Origin of the sequence: Shewanella sp. SR43-4 (assembly GCF_014163845.1) — a bacterium.
Taxonomy (GTDB): Bacteria; Pseudomonadota; Gammaproteobacteria; order Enterobacterales; family Shewanellaceae; genus Shewanella; species Shewanella vesiculosa.
In genome coordinates, this window is record NZ_JACJEB010000006.1 from 228576 (window position 1) to 251061 (window position 22486).

At 40.0% G+C, this 22486-nt stretch carries 22 protein-coding genes and 1 other RNA gene; 14 read left to right on the top strand and 9 right to left on the bottom strand.

The annotated features are described in order from the left end of the window. Positions 1 to 18: 18 nt before the first annotated feature. On the bottom strand, positions 19 to 888 hold the full coding sequence (locus tag H5123_RS09135; RefSeq protein ID WP_182697761.1) for a LysR substrate-binding domain-containing protein: 870 nt from the start codon (positions 886 to 888) through the stop codon (positions 19 to 21). 141 nt (positions 889 to 1029) lie between these two features. Between H5123_RS09135 and H5123_RS09140 the strand changes: the two genes are divergently transcribed. Beyond that, a complete protein-coding gene (locus H5123_RS09140; RefSeq protein ID WP_182697762.1) occupies positions 1030 to 1905 on the top strand; it encodes a DMT family transporter in 876 nt (291 codons plus the stop codon). Between the two features lie 38 nt (positions 1906 to 1943). Here H5123_RS09140 and dolP read toward each other — a convergent pair whose 3' ends face one another. From dolP to H5123_RS09160, 4 genes are all read right to left on the bottom strand, one after another. After that, positions 1944 to 2513 (bottom strand): division/outer membrane stress-associated lipid-binding lipoprotein, encoded by a 570-nt coding sequence (gene dolP / locus H5123_RS09145; RefSeq protein WP_124017504.1) that lies wholly within the window; start codon positions 2511 to 2513, stop codon positions 1944 to 1946. Next, positions 2510 to 3103, bottom strand: a complete 594-nt coding sequence (locus tag H5123_RS09150) for a phosphoheptose isomerase (RefSeq protein ID WP_124017505.1) — start codon at positions 3101 to 3103, stop codon at positions 2510 to 2512. The genes dolP and H5123_RS09150 overlap by 4 nt, the downstream gene beginning before the upstream one ends. Before the next feature lie 129 nt (positions 3104 to 3232). Then, positions 3233 to 3559 carry a YraN family protein gene (locus H5123_RS09155; RefSeq protein ID WP_182697763.1) on the bottom strand — a complete coding sequence of 109 codons (327 nt, stop codon included), beginning with the start codon at positions 3557 to 3559 and terminating at the stop codon, positions 3233 to 3235. Further along, positions 3556 to 5379, bottom strand: coding sequence for a penicillin-binding protein activator (locus H5123_RS09160; RefSeq protein WP_124017507.1), 1824 nt, complete (start codon positions 5377 to 5379; stop codon positions 3556 to 3558). The genes H5123_RS09155 and H5123_RS09160 overlap by 4 nt, the downstream gene beginning before the upstream one ends. An 89-nt stretch (positions 5380 to 5468) precedes the next feature. Between H5123_RS09160 and rsmI the strand changes: the two genes are divergently transcribed. The 3 genes from rsmI (at position 5469) to H5123_RS09175 (ending at position 8136) form a co-directional block, all read left to right on the top strand. Continuing rightward, positions 5469 to 6311: a 16S rRNA (cytidine(1402)-2'-O)-methyltransferase gene (gene rsmI, locus H5123_RS09165; protein WP_124017508.1), complete on the top strand. Its 843-nt coding sequence runs from the start codon at positions 5469 to 5471 to the stop codon at positions 6309 to 6311. Between the two features lie 54 nt (positions 6312 to 6365). Further along, positions 6366 to 6719, top strand: an RNA gene (gene rnpB / locus H5123_RS09170) — RNase P RNA component class A. A 58-nt stretch (positions 6720 to 6777) separates the two neighbouring features. Then, positions 6778 to 8136: a tyrosine-type recombinase/integrase gene (locus H5123_RS09175; RefSeq protein WP_182697764.1), complete on the top strand. Its 1359-nt coding sequence runs from the start codon at positions 6778 to 6780 to the stop codon at positions 8134 to 8136. 169 nt (positions 8137 to 8305) lie between these two features. Here H5123_RS09175 and H5123_RS09180 read toward each other — a convergent pair whose 3' ends face one another. Next, positions 8306 to 8554 (bottom strand): hypothetical protein, encoded by a 249-nt coding sequence (locus tag H5123_RS09180; protein WP_182697765.1) that lies wholly within the window; start codon positions 8552 to 8554, stop codon positions 8306 to 8308. A 487-nt stretch (positions 8555 to 9041) separates the two neighbouring features. On the opposite strand from H5123_RS09180, the gene H5123_RS09185 reads away from it, so the two are divergent. Together H5123_RS09185 and H5123_RS09190 are read left to right on the top strand one after the other, a co-directional pair. Further along, positions 9042 to 9611, top strand: coding sequence for a recombinase family protein (locus H5123_RS09185; RefSeq protein ID WP_182697766.1), 570 nt, complete (start codon positions 9042 to 9044; stop codon positions 9609 to 9611). 344 nt (positions 9612 to 9955) lie between these two features. Further along, the gene (locus tag H5123_RS09190) at positions 9956 to 10522 is read left to right on the top strand and encodes a hypothetical protein (protein WP_182697767.1); all 567 of its coding nucleotides are present in this window, start codon (positions 9956 to 9958) and stop codon (positions 10520 to 10522) included. A 463-nt stretch (positions 10523 to 10985) separates the two neighbouring features. Here the strand turns inward: H5123_RS09190 and H5123_RS09195 are convergent, their stop codons facing one another. Both H5123_RS09195 and H5123_RS09200 read right to left on the bottom strand, forming a co-directional pair. Beyond that, positions 10986 to 11435, bottom strand: a complete 450-nt coding sequence (locus H5123_RS09195) for a hypothetical protein (RefSeq protein ID WP_182697768.1) — start codon at positions 11433 to 11435, stop codon at positions 10986 to 10988. 1 nt (position 11436) lies between these two features. Then, the gene (locus H5123_RS09200; RefSeq protein ID WP_182697769.1) at positions 11437 to 11958 is read right to left on the bottom strand and encodes a hypothetical protein; all 522 of its coding nucleotides are present in this window, start codon (positions 11956 to 11958) and stop codon (positions 11437 to 11439) included. Positions 11959 to 12543: 585 nt separating this feature from the next. On the opposite strand from H5123_RS09200, the gene H5123_RS09205 reads away from it, so the two are divergent. From H5123_RS09205 to H5123_RS09235, 7 genes are all read left to right on the top strand, one after another. Next, entirely contained in the window at positions 12544 to 12801 is a 258-nt protein-coding gene (locus H5123_RS09205) for a hypothetical protein (protein ID WP_182697770.1), read from the top strand. After that, entirely contained in the window at positions 12779 to 15322 is a 2544-nt protein-coding gene (locus tag H5123_RS09210) for a DEAD/DEAH box helicase (RefSeq protein WP_182697771.1), read from the top strand. Before H5123_RS09205 ends, H5123_RS09210 begins: the two co-directional genes overlap by 23 nt. A 17-nt stretch (positions 15323 to 15339) precedes the next feature. Then, entirely contained in the window at positions 15340 to 15690 is a 351-nt protein-coding gene (locus H5123_RS09215; protein ID WP_220487590.1) for a hypothetical protein, read from the top strand. Further along, positions 15675 to 15857 carry a hypothetical protein gene (locus H5123_RS09220; RefSeq protein WP_182697773.1) on the top strand — a complete coding sequence of 61 codons (183 nt, stop codon included), beginning with the start codon at positions 15675 to 15677 and terminating at the stop codon, positions 15855 to 15857. Before H5123_RS09215 ends, H5123_RS09220 begins: the two co-directional genes overlap by 16 nt. Positions 15858 to 16014: 157 nt before the next feature. Further along, positions 16015 to 16998 (top strand): hypothetical protein, encoded by a 984-nt coding sequence (locus H5123_RS09225; RefSeq protein ID WP_182697774.1) that lies wholly within the window; start codon positions 16015 to 16017, stop codon positions 16996 to 16998. Continuing rightward, positions 16988 to 18085 (top strand): hypothetical protein, encoded by a 1098-nt coding sequence (locus H5123_RS09230; protein ID WP_220487591.1) that lies wholly within the window; start codon positions 16988 to 16990, stop codon positions 18083 to 18085. The genes H5123_RS09225 and H5123_RS09230 overlap by 11 nt, the downstream gene beginning before the upstream one ends. A gap of 2 nt (positions 18086 to 18087) precedes the next feature. Then, the gene (locus tag H5123_RS09235; protein ID WP_182697775.1) at positions 18088 to 18783 is read left to right on the top strand and encodes a hypothetical protein; all 696 of its coding nucleotides are present in this window, start codon (positions 18088 to 18090) and stop codon (positions 18781 to 18783) included. 278 nt (positions 18784 to 19061) lie between these two features. Here H5123_RS09235 and H5123_RS09240 read toward each other — a convergent pair whose 3' ends face one another. Next, positions 19062 to 19760 (bottom strand): dienelactone hydrolase family protein, encoded by a 699-nt coding sequence (locus H5123_RS09240; RefSeq protein WP_182697776.1) that lies wholly within the window; start codon positions 19758 to 19760, stop codon positions 19062 to 19064. Between the two features lie 472 nt (positions 19761 to 20232). On the opposite strand from H5123_RS09240, the gene H5123_RS09245 reads away from it, so the two are divergent. Beyond that, positions 20233 to 22362: a TonB-dependent siderophore receptor gene (locus tag H5123_RS09245; protein WP_182697777.1), complete on the top strand. Its 2130-nt coding sequence runs from the start codon at positions 20233 to 20235 to the stop codon at positions 22360 to 22362. Positions 22363 to 22486: the final 124 nt, after the last annotated feature.

Sequence of the window (22486 nt, forward strand, 5' to 3'; positions counted from 1 at the left end):
AGCCAGCAAATTGCTGGCTTATTTTTTGGTTAACCATTGCACAAACGCAGCGATAGCAGGTTCCTTTAAACGTCGTTGTTTACAGCTAAAATTGAATTCAAAGCCAGTCAACATAGCGGGTAAGTCAAGCGCGACTAATGCTCCCTTACTAATATCTCGCTCTACCATAAAATCTGACGCTAGCGCGATACCCTGACCGGCAATTGCCGCTTCAATGGCTAACAACACATGGCTAAATACATGCTGTTGTTGTGTCGCTGCTATGCTAATGCCATTAACGGTTAACCAGCGCTCCCAATCAAAGCCTGTTGGCCCTTCGTCAACGGTAAGTAATGCATGCTGACGTAATACACTCAGCGCCGAGAGGTCGGTATTGAGCAGCCCAGGACAGATCACTGGGATCAGTCTCTCTTGGTGTAACATGCGATGCACATAACCGGGTTGGCCACTTTGCCCAGTAATAAACATATCAGCCACACTATCACTCATCAGTGGGTCGTCGGTGATCATATCTAGGCGAATTTTAATTTGTGGATGCAATCGATGGAAATCGCTTAAGCGAGGGATGAGCCACTTAATGGCAAATGAACTGTATACCGCTAAACGGAGTTGATCATTACTGTCTCCAGTGATTTGCATGCTTAAATCATTCAGCTCATTAAATATTTGTTCTAGCTCATGATAAAGCACACTGCCTTTACTGGTTAAACAGAGTTGCCTACCTTCGCGGCTAAATAATCGTTCACCAAAATGAGCTTCAAGCAGCCTCACTTGATGCGATACCGCACTTTGAGTAATACAAAGCTCAGTTGCCGCCCGAGAAAAGTGCGCATGCCTTGCAGCCGCTTCAAATACTTGTAGTGCCCTCAGTGGTGGTAGTTTGCGCATATGCACCTTAAATATGAGTTTATTTTATTAAAATTTACTATGTATGAATTTAACTCATGCATTGATTAAAAACATCATTATTCGTTATTAATTGCTAAGGATATGATGCAGCTAATTATTGATTCTTAGGTTGTAAGTACAATGAAATCCACAATCGCCATCGGCATGATGTTATTGGTCGTCGGTAACCTTTTTAGCGCTATGTATGATGTGTCTATAAAATGGCTTCCAGAGGGCAGTAGCGCTGCAACATTTCTGTTAATTAGACAGTTAACATCAGTAATCATGTTGCTGCCTTTGTGGTTGGCGGCTAAAAAACCAACCAGCCGCCACGTAAAGGTGCATTTAGTGCGGGCTAATACCGGCGCTATTGGCGCTGTATGTTTAGTTATGGGCTTAATTGCGCTACCGATTGCTACAGTGAGTTCGTTATTTTACTCAGCGCCATTAATGATTGTATTAATGGGATTTTTGTTTTTGAAAGAAACCGTTACTGCAGCGCATTGGTTAGCGGCTATTTTGGGGTTTATTGGCATTATTATTTTACTGCGCCCAAGTGAAATTAACTGGTTTGGTATTGCAGTATTAATTTCAGCATTTACGTTTGCGATTAACCAGTTGGCACTGCGCAAGTTACCTAGTACAGAAAGTCCAATCGTTACGCTAATGCTTTATAATTTACTTAGCATGCCGTTAGTTTTTGTGATGGCCTTAGTACAAGGCATAGAGGGAATAAGTGTTTCTTTAGTGGTCATCGCAGTGTTAAGTAACGTATTTTTACTCGCATACCAATGGTTTTGTGCCTTAGCGTATCGTCAAGCGCAAGCCAGTCAAATTGTGGTGGCAGAATATACAGGTTTGTTGTTCTGTGTTTTCTTGGGCTGGTTATTTTTTGACGAATGGCTTGATGGACTAAGTTGGTTAGGCGCTAGTTTTATTGTGTTACCGTCACTGGTTATCCCTTGGATACAAGCCAAAAGATCGCAAAAAAAATTCATCGAGCAAAATGCAGGATGAATTTTTTAAATCGCGATAAGTTGTTAGCTACAGCAGGATTAAGATTCAGTGTATTCAAAAACCTTAATCACTTTGCGAACACCAGCTGTATTTCGAGCGATATCAACGGCTAAATCAGCTTGTTTGCGGTCAATTAACCCAAGCAAAAACACTTCGCCGTTTTCGGTAATGACTTTAATGCGAGTAATATCGAGCGACTTCTCATTCAGCATGCGGCCTTTTACTTTGGTGGTGACCCAAGTGTCATTGCTGCGAGTGGTAAATGAGGTTGGTGTGCCAATACGGATTTGATTATGTATTTTGCCGCCAATTTGTAAATCTTGTACGACTTTAACGGCTTTATCGCGCAGCATTGAATTAGGCGCTTGGCCTATCATCAATACATTTTTGTTCATCACAATGGCAGCGATATGGGTTTGATTGTTGAGGTCATCATGTTTTGATAATGCGCTGGCAATAACAAAGTCAGCATTGGTATCGCTGATTTGCGTGCCCATGCTGCGCTCATCGTTTGCCATCTTGGCACCGCTAACGGCGCCAACCATGACCGCACCAGCACATCCCTGCAACATCGCAAGGATCGAGATGATGAGTAACCCTCTTATCATGCTTGTTCGTCCTGTGGGAACAAGGTGCGATCGATGTTATCGCATAAACAATGAATAACCAGTAAATGAACTTCCTGAATACGTGCTGTCACGTTTGACGGTACACGGATTTCTACATCACCAGCGCTCATTAAACCTGCCATTGCGCCGCCGTCTTTACCAGTTAATGCAACAATTGTCATGTCACGGCTTAATGCTGCTTCCATGGCTTTAATAATGTTACCTGAGTTACCACTGGTAGAAATCGCTAATAAAATATCACCAGGTTGTCCTAAAGCTAAAATTTGCTTCGAGAAAATTTCATCGTAGCTATAATCGTTGGCGATAGCCGTAATGGTTGACGTGTCACAGCTTAATGCAATAGCCGGTAGAGGTGGACGTTCAATTTCATAACGGTTTAATAATTCAGCTGAGAAGTGTTGAGCATCGCCAGCACTGCCGCCATTACCACATGACAGAATTTTATTACCGCCAAGTAGACATTGCACCATCATCTCGGCCGCTTTTTCAATCGATTCTGGCAATGCTTCAGCAGCATCAATTTTAGTTTGAATCGATTCGGTGAAACTATCTTTAATACGTTCTAACATGCAACAATCCTTACGCTAAATTATGTCTACGTATGTCTCTGATTGGCCTTTTTAATATCGCTCATCAGTAAGACTTGGTGATTTGACTCTATGATGCCATAAATCAAGGTTATGGTAATCAATTGCCGCTTAAAAACAGCCTTGTAGCCAGTTTATTTCATCAATATTCATCGCAATGACATCAAAGCGACAAGGTGGATTCAATTTTTGTCTTTGTAAATAATGATCCGCGGCTAATCTTATCCGGGTGATTTGCTTATTTGTGAGTGCATTTAAGGCGCCACCAAACTGATTTGACGCTCTAAATTTGACTTCCACAAACACCCATACATCTTGCTGGCGCATAATCAAATCTATTTCACCAAATGGATAGCGGACATTAGCGGCAACAAATATCAGACCTTGTTGTTCAAGATAAGTTCGTGCACGTTGCTCAGCTAATTGTCCACTGTTCATAGTGGTGTTAATTTTCCTTGAGTATATTTACCCCAAGACAATTGACGCTCAATCACGCCATTAGGTTTCACTGATAATGCGCCGCTACGCCCCATAAATTGATAGCCAGGGAACGCACGCATTTGCGCTAAACGATTAACCAACTCAAGTGCGTCAAACCCCATGACATACAAGCGTTTTTGGCTATTATTCCAACCACTCCACAGTTCTGACACCATTTGAGTTTCGCTATTCGATTGCATTAGCCAAGGAACATCACTAATGATCAAGTTATTTAACTCTTGTGCCGATTGTGCTGACTCACTTTCAAGGCGGCTCCGGCTAGTGGTATATAAAGTTACTGGTTCAGAGAACACACTAAAGTTAACGTCTAAGAAGGGTTTTAGCAGGGCTAAATCTTGTGAACCAGAAATCATGTAAATCGCATCAATATCTTGGCGAGAACGAAAATCTGATTCTAAGCGACTGCCTAATAAATCACGCATTCTACTAATACGTGCTTGGCTATCTTTTACGCCCAATGCTTCTTGAACGGTCAACTTCATTTGGTCGCCAGCATCATAGAAATACACTTCGGCATCGTTACTGGTTAATGTCAGCCATGTTTGTTGAAAACTGTCGGCCATACGTTTACCAATCGGGTCATTACTGGCTAGAAGCAATGGCAGTTTGACGCCATCATTAAACAGTTTACGTGCTGCATCACTGGCTTCTTGCGCGGGTGACAATGAAAAATAAAACAGATTTGGTTGTGGTGTAAAGGTGTCTGTTTGATTCAAATACAGCTGAGGAATAGTGGTTTTTTGTTTATCATTTACTTTCTGTAATTCTTCAACTTCATTGGGTAATAACGGCCCAATGATAAATTCCGCCCCCTTGGCAACGGCTTGTTGATAAGCGGCAGCAACACCTTGCTGAGTATCATAAAAGTTAATTGATACATTGGCGTCATAGTCTGACAGGTAACTTGACATTAACCCCTGACGAATGGGCTCAGCAACCACAGCACGTGGACCACTTAATGGTAATAACACCGCAATATTTTGCGGTCTAAAAGGCTTAGCATTGAGTGCCTGTTCTAGATCTGCAGGTAATTTCATCGCCGCAGGATGATTAGGGTTATTACGCTGCCATTCACCTAAATAACGCACTAATTGAGTTGGTTCAACCGCATAATGCTTAGCAATATAGGTTAATTGTAACCAACCCGCAAAAATCGGATTAGACTGATCGCGCATAAACGACTGCACTGTTTCTTCATGTAAAGGCTGTAGAAGCTTCCAAATGACATTATTAATCGCAGAGGTTTCAGATTTTGGTAAGTAATTACTTAACAGGCTTAATTGCTTAACTTGATCAATTGGCTGTTGAGTATTCTTATACAGCTTGGCTTTAAATTGGTGATAACTCGCCATTTGCCAACGCGGTAACTGCCAATGAGGCGGATACTGTAATATATCCAGCGCAGCTTGGCTGCTATTGGTTTTCTCTGCAATGCGCGCACGCAAGTATATGTGCTCAGCTTGAAGCGAGGGAACGGTCACCATCGACTTCTGCATTGAGGTTAATACTTTAGCGGCAGAATTAAAGTTACCGTCATTGATATAAGCGTGAGCGGCGAGTAATAAATAACGATCACGCTTTTCTGGTAAACTGCTATTCGTTGCTTGGGCTAAATAAACTTTAGCTGGATGTTCAGCGGCAACGAGCGATGCACTTGCGTCAATATTATCTTGCTGTTTATTGGCGGCACAACCGACCACCAATACAGAGAAAATCAACGCGCACACGAATTTTGTAGTATTCAGTCTTTTTAACACTTGGCTTCACTCTGGTAAGATGCTGTCACTAGTTTAACCTGCTCTTACGCTTGGCGAAAGACTCAGGTAGATTCATTATCGAGGTAATTATGGACCAAATGGTCGCGCTGTATATTGTTCCCACCCCAATTGGTAATTTTGGCGACATCAGCGCTCGGGCAATAGAGGTGCTGCAACAGGTTGATTTAATCGCCTGCGAAGACACACGCCATAGCGGAAGGCTGCTGAGTCACTTTGGTATTGAAACCCGTAAAACGGCATTACATGATCACAATGAACGTGACCGAGCGCAATGGATAGTTGAACAGTTAAATGAAGGTAAATCAATCGCACTTATTTCTGATGCGGGTACGCCATTAATTTCTGATCCTGGCTATCATTTAGTTAATCATGTTCGCCAAGCTGGCCACAGAGTCGTGCCACTGCCTGGCGCTTGTGCCGCCATTACCGCCCTAAGTGCATCAGGGTTACCGTCTGATCGCTTTAGTTTTGAAGGTTTTTTACCTTCCAAAGAAAAAGCGCGTATCGATAAGCTTGAATTTCTTAAAGAAGATCCTCGTACGCTGATATTTTACGAATCTCCTCACCGTATTCTTTATAGCCTTGCTGCTATTGTTGAGGTGTTAGGCGAAGATAGACAAATAGTGATGGCTCGTGAAGTCACTAAAACCTTCGAAACCTTTTTATCGGGTACCGCTGCTGAAGTATTGGCACTGGTTGAAGCCGATGATAATCAGCAAAAAGGCGAAATGGTCATTATGTGCCATGGCTTTACATTAACTGATGAAGAAGGTATTCCAGCGGTTGCAGTTGCTACATTAAAGTTACTTTGTGAAGAATTACCGCTTAAAAAAGCCGCAGCTATAGCTGGGCAAATTCATGGTTTAAAGAAAAATGCCCTATATAAATATGGTTTAGAACTGGATTTATAAAAAGCTGGTCGCTTTGGCATTGGTTTGTTGCGCTGCTTAGGCTATAATCCGCGCCGAGTTGGCCAGACAGTTGCCGCGTACGTAAGTACGGGGAGGAAAGTCCGGGCTTCAAAGAGCGGGGTACCAGGTAACGCCTGGGCGGTGTGAACCGACGACAAGTGCAACAGAGAGGAGACCGCCATTTTGGCCTCGGCTAAGATGGTAAGGGTGAAAGGGTGCGGTAAGAGCGCACCGTGCGGCTAGCAATAGTCCGTAGCAAGGTAAACTCTACCCGAAGCAAGACCAAATAGGGTTCCGCATGGCGCTGCTCGCGTTGGAACCGGGTAGGTTGCTTGAGCCTGTGAGCGATTGCAGGCCTAGATGAATAACTGTCCACGACAGGACCCGGCTTATCGGCCAACTCACCTACAATTTTTGCGCAAGCAAAACAATGGCTTAGTGGCACCTCAACCTTGGGGTGCCATTAATGTTACACAAACTGATACACAAGCAAAGCAGTCAAGTATTACGCCCACTACCTCTATATCTAGAGTTAAGAAGTCGAATTTATTACTTTCGGTATCGCTTACCTGCCAATATTGCTCTTCTAGTAAATCAAAACGAAATTCGTTTTAGCCTTCATACTGATAGCTTAAATGAAGCATACTCTCGTTTGCATAGCTTTCTCCCCCTCATCCAATCAATTAAGCGTTACAGCTTTCAGAAAAACTTCGCTGCCGTTGAGCAATCCCAAGTAACAACTCTGATAAAACAACTTCTAGATTCTAGGTTTCAACAAGCCTTAGATGATGCCATTTTACCGCTACAGACAGCAGTTGAAGCTAAATCTGATAGCTCTGGGTCATTTTTTTCAAATATTCATAACCAAATGATTGAGTATAAAAAGTCAAAAGGCCTTTCAGACAAAATGTGTGAAGCTTATCTTAGATACAAAAATCTATTCTTGCTCATCTCTGGTGATAGGCCTGTATCTCAATTAACAACACGTCACTTTAAAGATTATCTATTGCGTGTGGGTGATTTGCCGAAGAAAAACATTAAACCGTATAGCGCAATGTCATGGGAGGATATTGTAAGTTTAGGGGTTGTTCCTGATAGAGACAAAGTAGCTGCAAAGACTGCAAAAGAGCATTTGAAGTGGCTACAAGGGCTGTATGTTTTTATGAATTTTCAACTCGACATGAAGTTAGATAATCCCACCAGAGCAATAAAAATCAAGCCTAAAGCTGTCCGTTACGGCTCATTTGAAGACCATGAGGTGAACCGGGTTCTCCAAAATGCTAAAGGGGAGGACTGGCAATACTGGCTTCCAAGGTTAGCATTTTATACGGGGGCAAGAAGGGGAGAGTTGGTTAACCTTCAAAAGACAAATATTAAGTTTCACCCGGATTTAGGCCGTTATTATATCCAGATTACCAATGACGATAACAAAAGCTTGAAAACAGATAATGCTCTTAGGTTAGTCCCAATAAGCCACAAAATTACTGCATTAGGATTTATTGAGTTTGTTAATAGAATTGATGGTAATCAGGCATTTATTTTTGGTGATCCTAAGCTTGTTACAAAGAAAATTACAGATTGGTTTAACCATATACTACTAAAAAATGCAGATGTTAGAGTTGTTGATGACCTAGGGCAGAAACGTGTTTTTCATTCGACTCGTCATACGTTTATAACCAAAGCCATTCAGCAAAATGTTCAGCCTCAGTTCGTTCAAGAAATAGTTGGTCATGATAAGACTCAAGGGCTTGGCATTACTGCTAGATATACTCATCGATTTTCTTTGAAAGAGCTGTGTAAGGTTATTGATCTAATAGAGTATTGAGCCAACGCTATGACTGTGTGCCAAAACTTAAGGCCACCAGCTCTGCTGGTGGCCTTAAGCGTATATAGTAGCATTTATCCTGTTTTAGTATGCCAAGCGATTAAATTGAATGAGTTATGTATTCTAGATTGGGGAACAATAACTCTGTCTTAACGTCACAACATATTTTTTATCGCTGTGCTTTCAGCACTGAAGGGGATACTTGTTCTCTAGGGCTTACTTCTGGTTTTTGGCTACTTATGTTTATCGCAATTTCCTGACGTAACATTCTCAAGTGTTCGTTTATTTCTTTAGTGTTTTTGGCTATCTCGTCAGCTCGGCCCTTTAGACTAAAGAGGGTAAATGGAATTGCTATAATAACTATAGCGATGACAGAAAATAAAATCAGCCAACTAATAATTGGTATGTCTAGCATCATTAGCTCCTTTATGATGTTTGCAACTCAGATCGGAGTGATTTACCTAATCACGCCAAAATAAAAATGTTAGAAGGGTTAGGACAAATAAATTGAGTTGCTAATGCACAGTGCTCAACTATCCTCGTTACTAAGGTTTTTCGGTATAAATTCATATTTATTATACATTTAGTGCCGCCTTGTTGTGTGCGTGCAGTCACATTTACGGTTTCCTAGCCATTCAATATTTATTGAATGGCTTTAGGAGGGAAGATTATTAAGTCTCATCGCGCCTCTAGCCAATTTATATATTTTTGAAAAGTACCGCGCGAGAAGGGGCCTGATTAGGTGCTTGCAATGAGTAGTCTTTTAACCGCCCCCCTATGTAACCTTAACTACAGTTTTGATTACATGAATTTGCTACGAGGCTTTTGATCTGAATCAGGTTGATTTAATGTAATCTTTATCGTAATCTAATTGTTGTAATCTAACCCTTAAGGATAAAGAATACATGATGATTGCATATGCTCGATGCTCTACACAAAATCAAAGCCTTGATGCTCAACTGGAGCAATTGAAGCATTGCGATAAAGTGTTTAAAGAAAAACTAAGTGGGGGCAAAAGTGATCGCCCTGAGTTACAACGTGCAATTGATTATTTGAGGAAGGGCGATAGTCTTGTTATTACTAAGCTAGATCGATTGGCTCGCTCACTTACAGACTTGCATAAATTGATTGAAATGATTGAGTGTAAGGGGGCAACACTCAATGTATTAAATCAGGCTATCGACACTTCAACAAGTAGTGGGAAGCTGATGTTCAGTATGCTGGGTGCATTCGCTGAATTTGAAAAAGATCTTATTAATGAGCGAGTCCAAGAGGGGTTGGATAGAGCAAAGGCCAAAGGTGTTAAATTTGGTAAGCCTCGTCGGATTCAGGATAAAGAGCGAAAGCGTATCGTTGAGCTAGTAGATGATGAGAACAGTAACCTAACGAAGCAAGAGATTGCTGATATGATGGGGTGCTCTCGAAATCAGGTTTACAAGATATATCGGGAAGAAAAAGCTTCAGCTAAATTTTAGTAGCTCATATCTGATCTTACAGTCATGAGGAATAGGTTCATATTTCATCTAACAGGCAGTAATGAGCGAGAAACGGACTATCGACAACCACAATATGTAGGTCCGTTAAAGACAAAAAAACAACGATCGTTCACAATATCAGAAATGAAGATTAGCTTCCTGTGTAAAGTGGAGGTAGAGACAATCATGTTTCTTAATCATTTTGTTCCTCTTCTCCAGCTTAAGGTTCGACTAAATGTATTAAAACGAGCTATTTTTTGGTGATATGTCGATTTTAAAAATTGTGTTATCTAGATTATTACTTATCATAAGTGCGTTTTATTGCATTTTTTAGGAAGCTATTTATGAAAATTATTTGTAATAAACTGCTCTCTTTTTTCGATCAACCCTTCAAAGGCATCTTTCTCGTTGCGGTGGTGACCGCGTTAAATGCCGCGACTTTTTGGCCGTTAGCGTTCGATTTTACCGATTGGGTAGGACCCATTTTCGGGCAAACTTCAAATTACACAAGCTTTCTTGCTATGCCCATGTATTACTATATTACATGGGGGGCGTTTGCCGTATTACTCGGGGTGTTAGCCCTTAGGTTACTCTTGTCTCTTGTCGTCATCATGGCATTACTCATGCCGAATAAAAGCATTCGCCAAAGCACTATCGCAAAAGTAACGGAGCAATTTGACGAAGAGAATCGTAAAACCTATGCCACTGGCGCCAACCTCATAGTCGTTTTCATGGTGACGTTTTTGGTTGGTTGGTATTCACTAAACGTCCGTTTTGAGCAGATTAAATTAAACAACCGCGTTAAAGAACAGCACAGTTGTTTAGTGCTACTGCAAGCTCAGATGAAAAAAGTCACTCAAATTGGCGATCAGGTCGATAAGTTAGATAACTGTACTATAACGGAATATTGACATCCAAGTTATTTAAAATACTAATGTCAGCTTATAAGATGAATAACTGTTCAATACTAACGTTGAAAAGCTTCCGCTTTACGAACATAGCGATCGTCAAATCTAAAAAGGTTTAAGGGTCGCTATTGGCACATATGCGACTGTTAGGTTTGATTAAGTCCGGTTAATCGAATCTGACAGATCAAATTAAGACTTATTCAGCTAAATGACTCAAGTGGAGCAGCCCTCATAGCTGAGGGCTTTCTGCTATCTTTTTGGTAGGCAGCGGAAGTGTTTGCAAACCAACTCCCAGTGATTAAACCGCCAGCGCCAGTAGCGTCTTACTAATACTATTTTGGGCCTATTATATCGGTTGCTCATAAGTTACTCCTTGACTGTATCGGGGTAGCCTAAGCCTGAAATAGATTCTATACTGTCAGTTCTCACACGTATGAATAGAATCTTTTCCAGATTTAAACTTCTACTAAGAATGAGGTGGTTGAGGGTATCCTTGACCATCTTCTTCTATTTTAGGTTTTGCTGGTCTATCTCCTGTATTTCTTTTGTGGGTCGTTTCCCGGCTGGTTTTAGCCTTCCTAAGGCTTTCTTTTAGGCGTTCTTGAGCCTCAACAATTATTGAATCTGCATCAATAACCCTTTCAAGCACTTCTTCCTTTGTTAAAGCCCCTTTCTTGATTTGAATAACGGTTTTTCCATTATGTAGTCTCAACATAGTTAATCCTTGCAAGCGGACAGAAACATCAATTTCGTCAGCGTTCTTAGATTCTTTAAAAATGACTTGAAGATTGCTCTTACAGTCTTCTAAAGTCCACTCCGATGGGCTTTTATGCTCGTTAGACACGGCAACATCACCAAACAAGTTTGTAGGGTTAAAGGCTGTGTTAGTAGTGCTATCGTTGTTTAAGTTATTCATGCTATTTTTCCTCATTGTTTAAAATTCTATTTACAGAGCGTCTAGATATTTCGCAATCTCTTGCTATTTCACTGATGCTTTTTTTTGAGTATTTCTTAAGATTCTTCACTCGTAAAACCGTGCCTAACTCTATTGGCTTCCGGCCTTGGCTTTTTTTACTCGAGCTTTTACCTTTCATTATTTTGGCGCTAGTGACGTAGTGCTCAAAGGCCTTTAAAGCTTTAAAACGGCCTGATAAGCTATTGTCCATATCTAGCACTGTCAGCATTGCTCCTTTGCTTTCTATTAGCTCAATGAAAGCGATCAACTTCTTCGTGTCTTGCGCTAAAAACCTTAAGCTACAGACTACAAATTCATCTCCAGCATTCACTGAGTCAATGCTCGCTACTAGTGTCATCTTTTCACTAAACCATGTGGCTTTTTCGATGATTACTTTGTCGCAATTCTTAAGCAGTAACTCTTGATTTAGCTGTTCATCACCTCTCTTGCTATATGGTGATATTCCTTGATATCCAATTCTCATTTTTGTTTCTCGTTAGTGCTGTGTAATTCGTGGGGCTATAATTCCACCTGTAGGGGCGATTGATCAAATGAACTTCTTTTCTGCTAGCTCATCTGAAGCTGTTTGTGTTGGCATCGAATGAGCTGTAGCCCTTGGTGCATATAGTGTATATATAATTATCGCTGGCTGCGCTAAAACATATGCTTTAGCACGCCTAATGGGCTGGTTATGTATAGAGTATCGATTAATCTGTGATGAAGTTCCGACTACTGTTGGAAGGGCGTTTGGAGGCGCTTCGAATGTCACTCGAAAATCATCAGCAAGGATGTTAGCTGTTGCTTCGAACCGTACTTGGGGGCTTTAGGGTTAAGTTGCGAGTGTTAAACTAAGGTGGGCTAAGGTGGTAAGTGAGTTGTTTGATGAACAGGAGTTTTGGATTTTCTTAAAAAATAATAATAATTTGTGATTTTCAAAGTTTAAACAGTTGGCAACCAAGCACGACGGCTGACATAAATGTTGTGCGCAAATTAACTTACACAACCTATTGCCCGGGCAGGAATATAAATATTTGCTATACAAAACAGTGATTTAGTGTATAATTGTTGTATGGAAATTAGAAACTTAGAGAAAGCTCTGATTTTTGCTACAGACGGGATTAAGGTTATTCCTCCTCGAAGTCTATTAGTAGAATCAGGCCTGCAAGATTCAGAGGCAAGAGCATTTTACCAACATTTAAAAAACAAAGGATACGTGAAGCTTTCAGCTCTTAGAGCAAAGCTTTTAGAAGAAGCAGGAATAGAGTTCGAGGCCATGAAGCTCTCTATTTCCATTAACCTAGAAGATGCAATTTCAACTAGCACCTAACGTCTATAATAAGACTGATTACAGCACAACAATAGTTACAGATTTGATTGGAAGTATTAAAAGCCTAAAAATACCTAATCAAGGAATAACACATGATGAACTAGTCATAAACTATGGCTCGCAATTTTGCGACATTACTAAGCAAATCAAAGAATCAAATCCCCTCCTGTTTCCTTACTCTGTAAAAGATCAAAGTGAAAAACTTGTTGCCGATAATATAGATAAATTGCAATTTTTGGTCTTAGATATTGATGATTCGTGCTCAATAGAGCAGTTCATTAAATTCAATCAAAAATATACATATTACTTACATACTACATCTACCCATAGGGTAACGGGTGTTGATAAGTTTCGAGTCATTTTCCCTATCGCTGAACCTATGGATATAGCAGATGCTATTAGCCGAAAAGCTTCTATACAGAAGTATTTTAGCTTTGGCGGGGAAACATATTTAGATACTAGCTTTTTGATTAAAGGTCGTGGTTTTGTCGTTCCTGTGGAGCTAGAGCATTTTTTTGAGTATGAATCGCAAACTTCGAATATTTTGGATTTATCATCATTTAATAAAGGCTCTAGCGTCGTCAAATCTACAGGTAAAAAAGTAGAGGCTATTGCGGGGATGGATGAATCTCCTGAAGTGACAAAGCTTGCAAAAACCTATACGGACGCATGCGAAAGCTCATCAATTACCGTTAATAACAAGAAGTTCTCTAGAAATGATGCCTTCTTTTATATTCATGTTGAAATTGCAAAACATAGGGTTAGTGAGGAGTATCAAATTGCGTTAGCCCATAGTATGAATTGGGACAAAAAAAGAAATACGGTTGAAAAAACAGTAAGTGAAGCGAGAAAGTCTTGCCGAGGTATTGATATCTCTGCACTTAAAAAGAAAACTGCAAACTATAAGATTAAAACAAAAAAATTAACGTATCTACAAGCCGATGATGTGCAAATCAAGGATGGGAAGAAGCACTTGCTCACTGCTACAACTGGAACGGGAAAGACCACTCTTGTTTTAGATAAAATGGAGAGGAAGGTTATTTTTGCTGCTCCATTGAATTCAATTATTGAACAACAATCGCAACATCGAGATTATGAAACCTTAACTGGTTGTAGTGGGGTTTTACCTGCGACCGATAAATTTTTGTGTAGTTACAATGCGCTAATTGCCTTACTTGATAAAAATGACCTAAGCGATTATCTAATTGTTTTGGACGAGTTTCATCGGGTGTTATCTGATGGTTTCAGAATGGACATCATGTCAGGCCTAATTGAAAGGCTTAAAGCCACATCGTATACAGTCCTTTGTATGTCAGGAACTTTCGACCCTACTCATTTGGAGTGCTTTAAATTTGATTATCACTTCGATTTTAAAGCCGATAGACCTGAACGAGAAATTACAGTGCTTGAGACTACTGGAACTCTAGACAACGCACTTGTTCGGCACTTAAAGAGCTTAAACCCCTTAGAAAATAATATTGTGCTGTTTGATGATAAGAAGAAGGCCTTAGCCATACAAAAGGTCTTAGGTAATGTTGTGGTTATAAGCTCAGATTCAAAAGAGGATGATTGCCACAAGCAAATTTTGGCACTGGGTGAGATAAAAGGAACTGTAATAACGACTCAAGTTTTGCTTGAGGGGATCAATTTGAGTGGCATTGATAACATTATTATCGTCGCTAACAAATTCTGGTCTGAAGAGCAGATCGTTCAATTTTATGAGCGGGATCGGGATAGAAAAGCAAACTGCCATCTAATTAGGAAGCCTATTAAACCTGCAATATGTTACATACCTGAAGCATATAAAGAGAAAGAATATCAAAACGAATTCTATAGGGAAATAAACAATTTAGGTCTTGATAAAATAAGGCTTCTTGGTGCGAAGGACATAGAGAAGCTGATTCGAATTGAGGGGGTAGATATATATATGAACTTGCTATATCCATACCATAAGCAGAAGTCTGCTATGGACATAGCAAATTTCAGGAACGGCTTAACATTTGAAGGATATGACTACAGGATCGCTGATGCCGTTACGAATATTTCTTCGACAACTGTAGCGGCCCTCGACAAAGTGAAAAATTTGAATCAGGAAGTGAAGAGTAAGGAGTATTCGCTAGCTGTTGAAAAAGCATTGAATCGTGAGAGATATGGTGATCAATTTGATTCAGTATTCAATATGGTGACATTGTTGCTCGACAGTGATTTTGATAAAGAGGAGGTGAGGGGAATCGCATTAAACAGAAAGGAGCTAGATATATACAGAGATAGGATTCTATTCCCAGAACCGACGTTAGAGAAAGCAATTTATAAGAAGTTTGCAGTAGGTAAGTTTTACTCCGCAGTAGATGCTAAGGATATCATCACTAAAGCGATCACCAACAGCCATCAAATTACAGTTAGGGTAAACCCGAATCATTACCTAAAAATACTGAGTAGGTACTTCCACATAAAACGTAAACAATCAAAAAAAGGAGTCGAAATAGTCTCAAAAAGAGAGGTGCATAATGTTCAATTTTAAGCTTGTGAAGCTCCCCAATGTCAATGGGGGGTAAATACTATGGAGAGCATGAGTATAGGGCAAAGTTAGAGTTGTTAAACTTTTTGAACTTGCTCTGGGTTCTAGAGCAAAAGCGATTTTCAAGAGCAGTGTTGATGAGGGATTTAGAAGTACCTTACTCAATCGCAAGATGCTTTTCAGAAGGGAAGGGGAAAAACCCTTACCACTGCTATAAATCAATACATGATGAGCCTGATAAAGCCAAAGCCATTAGAGAGCTGGTGGCAAATATTAGCCAAGCAAGAAATGTTGATAAATTACTTGATAAGCCAGTTGTTGAAGGTGACTTTTTCAAAGATAAGAGGAGAGAACGATGGAAAGAAGAATAAAGGATTTTATTTACTACATTAGCATGGAGTACTCACCAGAATGGATAGTTAAGCAGATGGAGTTGACCGAAGGTGAGGCTACAGAGCTTGCTATAAAAGTTAGCTCCTATATGGATGGCTTGCAATTAGAAGCTGCTAGGTACGAAAGGATTAAGCGGTTTAATTGAGTCTATTCGACTAAGTATTTGTAACTTTAGAAATCCTCATTAAAATTCAATGTTCTGGACTACTTCATGAACTTAAAACCGGCAACTGTACAAATATTGCTAACACATGAGTTAAGGCGTAATATTCTGAAAACAATGATTAAAGTGAGTAGTTCTTATGGGTGAGGCAGGTAACATAGAGGCAATTGCCAAATTAGTTTCAGAAAGACTTTTTAATTGGTTTAAGTGGTATAAATTTCCCTTAACAGATGTTAATTGGGAATGTGTCAAAGAGGATCATTGTAAAAAGACACACCCATCTGATGTTGTCTTCTATTATCTAGATCCCTACACAGGTCATCATATTTACATAAATACAGATCTAAAAAGTTATGCTAAGGATAGTATAACAAAAACATCAATTACTACTGCACTCTCCAATTTGTCACTTTCAGTAGATTGTGCTCGTGTAAGTCAAGACTGGCAGAAGTTGTACATTGTTAGTGACATTGACTACGGTGATGTTGGTGGATTACTGTTCATCTACAATCATGACGGAGATTATGATAAAGGGTTAAGTGAGATAGTTCTAAAGCTGGATAGCAATAAGCTACCTATTGCAGAAAACACTAAAATAACTCTTATGGATCCTATAACCATCAGAAGGTTAAATAATGTTGTTGTAGACATTAAAGATATGGTTGCGAATGAGAAGTTTACGAAGTCTAATTATACTTTTTTCTATCCAGATCTTGTTCGAAGTAAGCGAAAAGGCGACGAATGGGATCAACCTGCATCAATTGAGGCTTTGACTGCCCCATGGTTAACATTGAAATATAAGGCTTCAATTGGCTCTGGTGAGGAAGGGTATGTCATTTATTATCATAGAAAAGGAGAAACTGTAGATGAGTTTATATATTTACTTGATGCACTATCTCGGCAACAGTTGTTATTGAGCAATAAGGCTATTGAACTACGATTAACAGATGCTTCTAAAATCGCCATCGTTAATTTTGAGAAAGCAAAAATTGAATACCTTAGTGTTTGGGGGTTAGATGATTCTCGTGAAGCTCAGATAAATAGAATCAAAGCTGGACATATAGAACAACTGTCACAGTACTTCAGTGATATTCAAATAGGAATGCGAGATAATGACAAGTAAAACAGGCCCATCAATCTTCGTACCTTCAGATAAGAATGTTTTTGATGCTTTACTCCAGAAAAGAGTAACTCATTCGTCACTGTTGGGCTTTCTAATCGATAGAGGTATTTTTGTTTCTCCCAAAACAGAAAAATATGAATTGGTTAACTTAATATCTTCTTTAACTTTGGATTATCATGATTATATTTGGATTACTACGCAGCTAGAGCATCATAACCGTAAAGAGAAGTCTACTTATTCAGTGGTTAAGGCTGAAGTCAGCACAGATGAATTAGATAAAGCATGTCAGCAAGTTAGAGAGAAAATGAATTTGTCTGAAGAAGCCGTGAAAGTTGTAAAAACAAGAAGCTCTACTAAAATCATAGTGACTTATATTGATGTTGACTTTACTAAAACTGAATTAAATCAGCGGACTAAAAAAACTTGTGAAGTAGAGCTTCACTCAAAAGAAGGTGAGCTACTAATTAAAATGCCGTCAAACCCGAAGGCAAAAGAAATCACAAAATACCTCAAAGATAGCTTAAATGAACAAAAAGGCACTGAAATTGAAGAGTTTGTAATTTCATTGGAGTCATTTGCAGAGGCGAAAGCAAGAAGTTATTTTTTCAATCGTTTAATCACATCTATTGAAGGGTTTAACTTTGATAACGTCTCTAGTGTAGACGTGTACCATGATGTAGATTCCTTAGATGAGGATGAGGATGAGGATGAAAATAATAGCGATGTAAGTGCTCGAATTGCTGGCTATATAACTAAAGCTGTGTTGGCGGGTAATGGAGTATTGGAATCAAAAGAGTTTTCTCAACTCCATAAAGAGAACTTCTTTATCTCTAAAATTGTTTGGACTTCAAGTTCTAAAATATTTGGAGGCGATAAAATTGAATTAGAAGCCCAGTTTGGTCACCCATCATCATGTACTGACTTTAAGTATTTAGTTCGGGGGGTTTACAACTATAATGATCGAACTAAGCTGCATAATATATCGAGAAGGAGTGCTACTCCAGTCGAAAATCGTGAATATTGTGGTTTAATTAGACAAGCCGCTGAAAAGGCTTATAAAGCAGTATTTGAAGAATACGGGAGCTAGGTATGTTAAAAGCTAAGTGGTTGTATTCAGAACTTCCAGTGTCTTTGAGCGAGCTGGCGACATTACTCAGTGGCGAACAGTATAATGACAAAAAAGGGTATGGTTTCAAGCTACAGGAATTTAATAGTGGGCAACTATCCTGTCAATACACCGAAAAGCTCGAGACAGTTTCCATTGTAACAGATCCCTTTGGTATCGAATCCGAACAGGTAGTAGTATCTTACTACACCTGTAAGTTTAGTTTGTTCGCTGACTCCCATCTAATGTGCGTATTTGACCCTCCACGATCCCTAAGAAAATTTATTGCTAAGTTACATGAAGTTCTAGGTTTTGGCTTTGTTTTAGCCGATATTACTATCAATCCGTTTGATTGGGTTGACTCTTTAGCTAATGAACTCGGAAAGCCCATCATTACTCACGTAGCATCGTCTGGAATCAGGACTGATAATGATGGTTTAGCTAAAATTAGTGTTTCTAGTAGAAAGGATTCAAGAAAGGATTTTAATGAGATGGTGTCAAACCGTAGGCATAGCATTGATACTGTAAAATTTAAACTTAACAGTGAAAGGTTTCCTGATACAGTCTGTGAAATGACAAAGTCTGGCTCATGTAAAATAAATGGTTATGGTAACTCAGAATTAATTCAGTATTTTAGAGTGCATTTGGATCAGGTTTTAAAAAGAATGCAGGAAGTTTGATATTTATAAGTGATACACAACTGTTCCATAAACTGAGACATAACAGGCCAGCTTCCTGTATAGTTTACGTAATTATAATTGGTGTCACTAAGTTGCTAATAGGGTTCCGCATGGCGCTGCTCGCGTTGGAACCGGGTAGGTTGCTTGAGCCTGTGAGCGATTGCAGGCCTAGATGAATAACTGTCCACGACAGGACCCGGCTTATCGGCCAACTCACCTCTTTATAATAAAAGGCCTCACAGCAATGTGAGGCCTTTTATGTTACAGACAGCTGGGGGTTAAATGCAGAGTTGTTCGGCAAGAAACGCCAGTGAACGTCCCTGGGCTAAAGCCGCGGATGGTTGATGATACATTCCTGAACGTCCCCAACAGTTAAAACCGTGTCCTGCAGGGTAGTCAAAAAATTGTGCATGAGTGTGATGAGCAAACGTTGCTTTAATTTTAGCAACATCATCGGCTGGAATATGTTCGTCATGTGCACCGTGATGGAACATAATCGCTTGCTTAAGCTGCGGCGCAACATCTAAATAATTTGCAATACCGCCACCGTAATAACATACAGCTGCGCTGATGTCTGCACTTGCAGCCGCACTGCGATAGGCCAGTTGACCGCCAAGGCAGTAGCCAATAATACCGATTTTTCCATTGACCTCTGGGCGTGTTTTAAGGAAATCAATTGCCGTCACAACATCGCTAACAGCCTGATCGGCATCCAGAGTTTGGTAACACTCAAAGGCTTTTTGGGTACCTGCGTCATCATAGTTTAAATCCAGTCGTGGAGTGAGTCGCCAGAACACGTCAGGAGCGAAAACCACAAAACCAGCTTGCGCATAGCTGTCGGCAACGGCACGAATGTGTTCATTCACTCCCCAAATTTCTTGAAGTAAAACCAGACCTGGACCTGTGCCTGTAGGAGGTAAACTCAGGTATCCGGCAAAAGGTTGGTCAGGAATAATAGTAATCCATTGTTGTGTCATGTGAACCTCTGTTTAGGTGAATTTAGCTAGGCTATATATGTTAGCGCCAATTGAGAACAATGTGTTTATATGCTGATATCTCAGTTTATTGTTTACGACTATTGAAGGTCATTATCTATAATAATTTCAATAAAATCATTGCTATTAACCATTTGTGTTGCAAACGAATTAGTGTGTTTATACTTCAATAATCTGATTCTGAAAAGGGTGGTTATACGTCGCCAATAGCATGTTTGACCAATTAACACCTCCTCAATTTACTATCACACCAATGCACAGAATAACAATGGCTGTTATTGACTGCTGCATGCTCAACCTACTGCAATGACTTCATGCTAGCAATATTCTGTGCTGGATAATAATTAACAAAATATCACAAATGTAAATTATTGAATGAGAATGGTTGTCATTAGTATTTGATGCTATATTGCACGCAATTTTATAGCGATAGATTGTTACTAGGTAAAGTGTCATGCATTTGAAGGTTACGAATATTGGGGTGTTAAGCCTACTATTACCAGCGTTGAGTGTCAGTGCTAATGAATCGGCTGTGAATTCGAATCAGTCAATTGAGAAAATAACTGTCATGGGGCGGGCACAGACCTTTTATCGTGAATCTTCTACGTCTGTTGGTGCCAAAGTTGAAACTGATATTATGGATTTACCACAGTCGGTGCAGGTGCTGAATGAACAGTTGATTGTTGACCAAGCGGCACGTGAAATTACCGACTTATATCGTTCTATTGCGGGGGTAAGCACTTACAGTTACTCGGGAGTGACCTTTCGTGGTTTTCGCGATGACAGTAATGTGTTTTATGACGGTGTAAGAGGCGACCCTTTTTCGGGATTCGGCGTACCGCAGTTATTTAATATTGAACGAGTAGAAGTATTAAAAGGTCCTGCTGCTGCGTTATACGGTGGTGGAGAACCTGGCGGGATGATCAATTATGTCAATAAAAAGCCGAGCTTTGTCCAAGATACTGAAGTGACATTAACCACTGGTGATAACGATCGTATGGGCGGATCAATTGATTCTAAAGGTGGTTTAACAGATTCAGTTGCCTATCGTTTAGGTGGTTTTTATGAACAAAAAGACAGCTTTCGTAATAATGCAGACTCTGAAAACACCGAGCTGACCGGTGGGTTATTATTTCAACTTGGCGATGATACAGCGCTCACAACCACCATTGATTATATCAAACAAGACTTAGGCGGTAATCGTTTACGTGGTGTTCCCGTTGACGATGAGGGTAATTTTTTAGTGGATCCAAGCTATAACGCGAATGAAAAATCCGACTATCAAAACCTTGAAGCAACAATATTACAAGCTAACTTACAACATCACTTTAGCGATGAGTTGAGTGTTAATACCACAGTGCGTTATCTGGATAACGAGCGCGTTCAGGGGTATCACGAATCACAAAGTTGGGTTGATGTTAATGGCGATGGTAAAGCCAATATTGATGATAAAACCATTAAACGTGAATATCGTAAACAATATCGCGCTAACCAAGAAGTGAGTGTGACGTCAGATTTTGTATATCGATTAGATACTGATATTGAGCAAACCTTATTATTTGGAGCAGATTATCATCACGTAAACAGCGATTATGATTATTGGCGTGCCCGTTACGAGGCTGACGGGGTGGCCAATCTCAACATTTTTGATCTTAATTACGGTGAAACAGATCCTTCAACTTATAACTTACAAGATCAACATCGTGATGGCACTAAAACCGAACGCGCGGGTTTATATGTTCAAGATCAAATTAGTTTAAGCGAGAAATGGTTGTTGTTGATGGGACTACGTTACGATCACTTTAACGATTTTGACAAAGAAACTGGCTTTGAGTTTAGTGATAGCCATGTATCACCGCGTGGTGGTGTTGTTTATAAATACTCCACCGATACGTCGTTATATATTAACTACGCTGAAAGTTTTAATCCGACCTCCCTTGGCGATCAAGAAACTGCAAGTAAAGACGCTAGTTTAGATCCGGAAATGGGCGAGCAGGTTGAGTTCGGTATTAAAAATCAGTGGTTTGACGGTAGTATGATGACCACGGTTGCTGTGTATCAAATTACCAAAAAAGATGTTGCCATGAGTAACCCTGACTATACCGGTCTTGATGATGGTATCCCTGCCTTGGTTAGTTTAGGGCAGGTCGAAAGTAAAGGGGTTGAGTTTACTCTGGTGGGCGATATTACTGCCGACTGGACCATTATGGCCAATTATGCCTACAACGATGCCCGTGTTACCCAAGGCGATGTGGGCGATACTTATGCCGATGGCACTAAGTTTATTAATGCGCCGCGACATCAAGCGGGTTTGTGGACGCGTTATGAGATTGACAGTTTGCAGTCTTCTATTGCATTAGGTGCCGACTATGTTAGTGAGCAAATCAGCGCGGATGCGCAGCGTGTTAAGCCTTATACTGTGTTTGATATGAGCTGGACAACTCGGTGGCAAGATACGCAATTTCAGTTAAATGTGAAAAACCTGTTTGATAAACAATATGCCGTGAGCGGTTTCTCTGAACGTAATGGTCATTTCCCTGGTGCACCACGAGAAGTGGTGTTGCAGGTATCACATCACTTTTAAACTAAGACGGTTAGTTGCAGTAGTATTTACGTGTTGTTGAATAAAAAAGGAGTGAACAATTTATTGTTTACTCCTTTTTTCGTTAAGCCGCTGCTTTACAAGCTGGCTTTGTGGCCACCAGTTG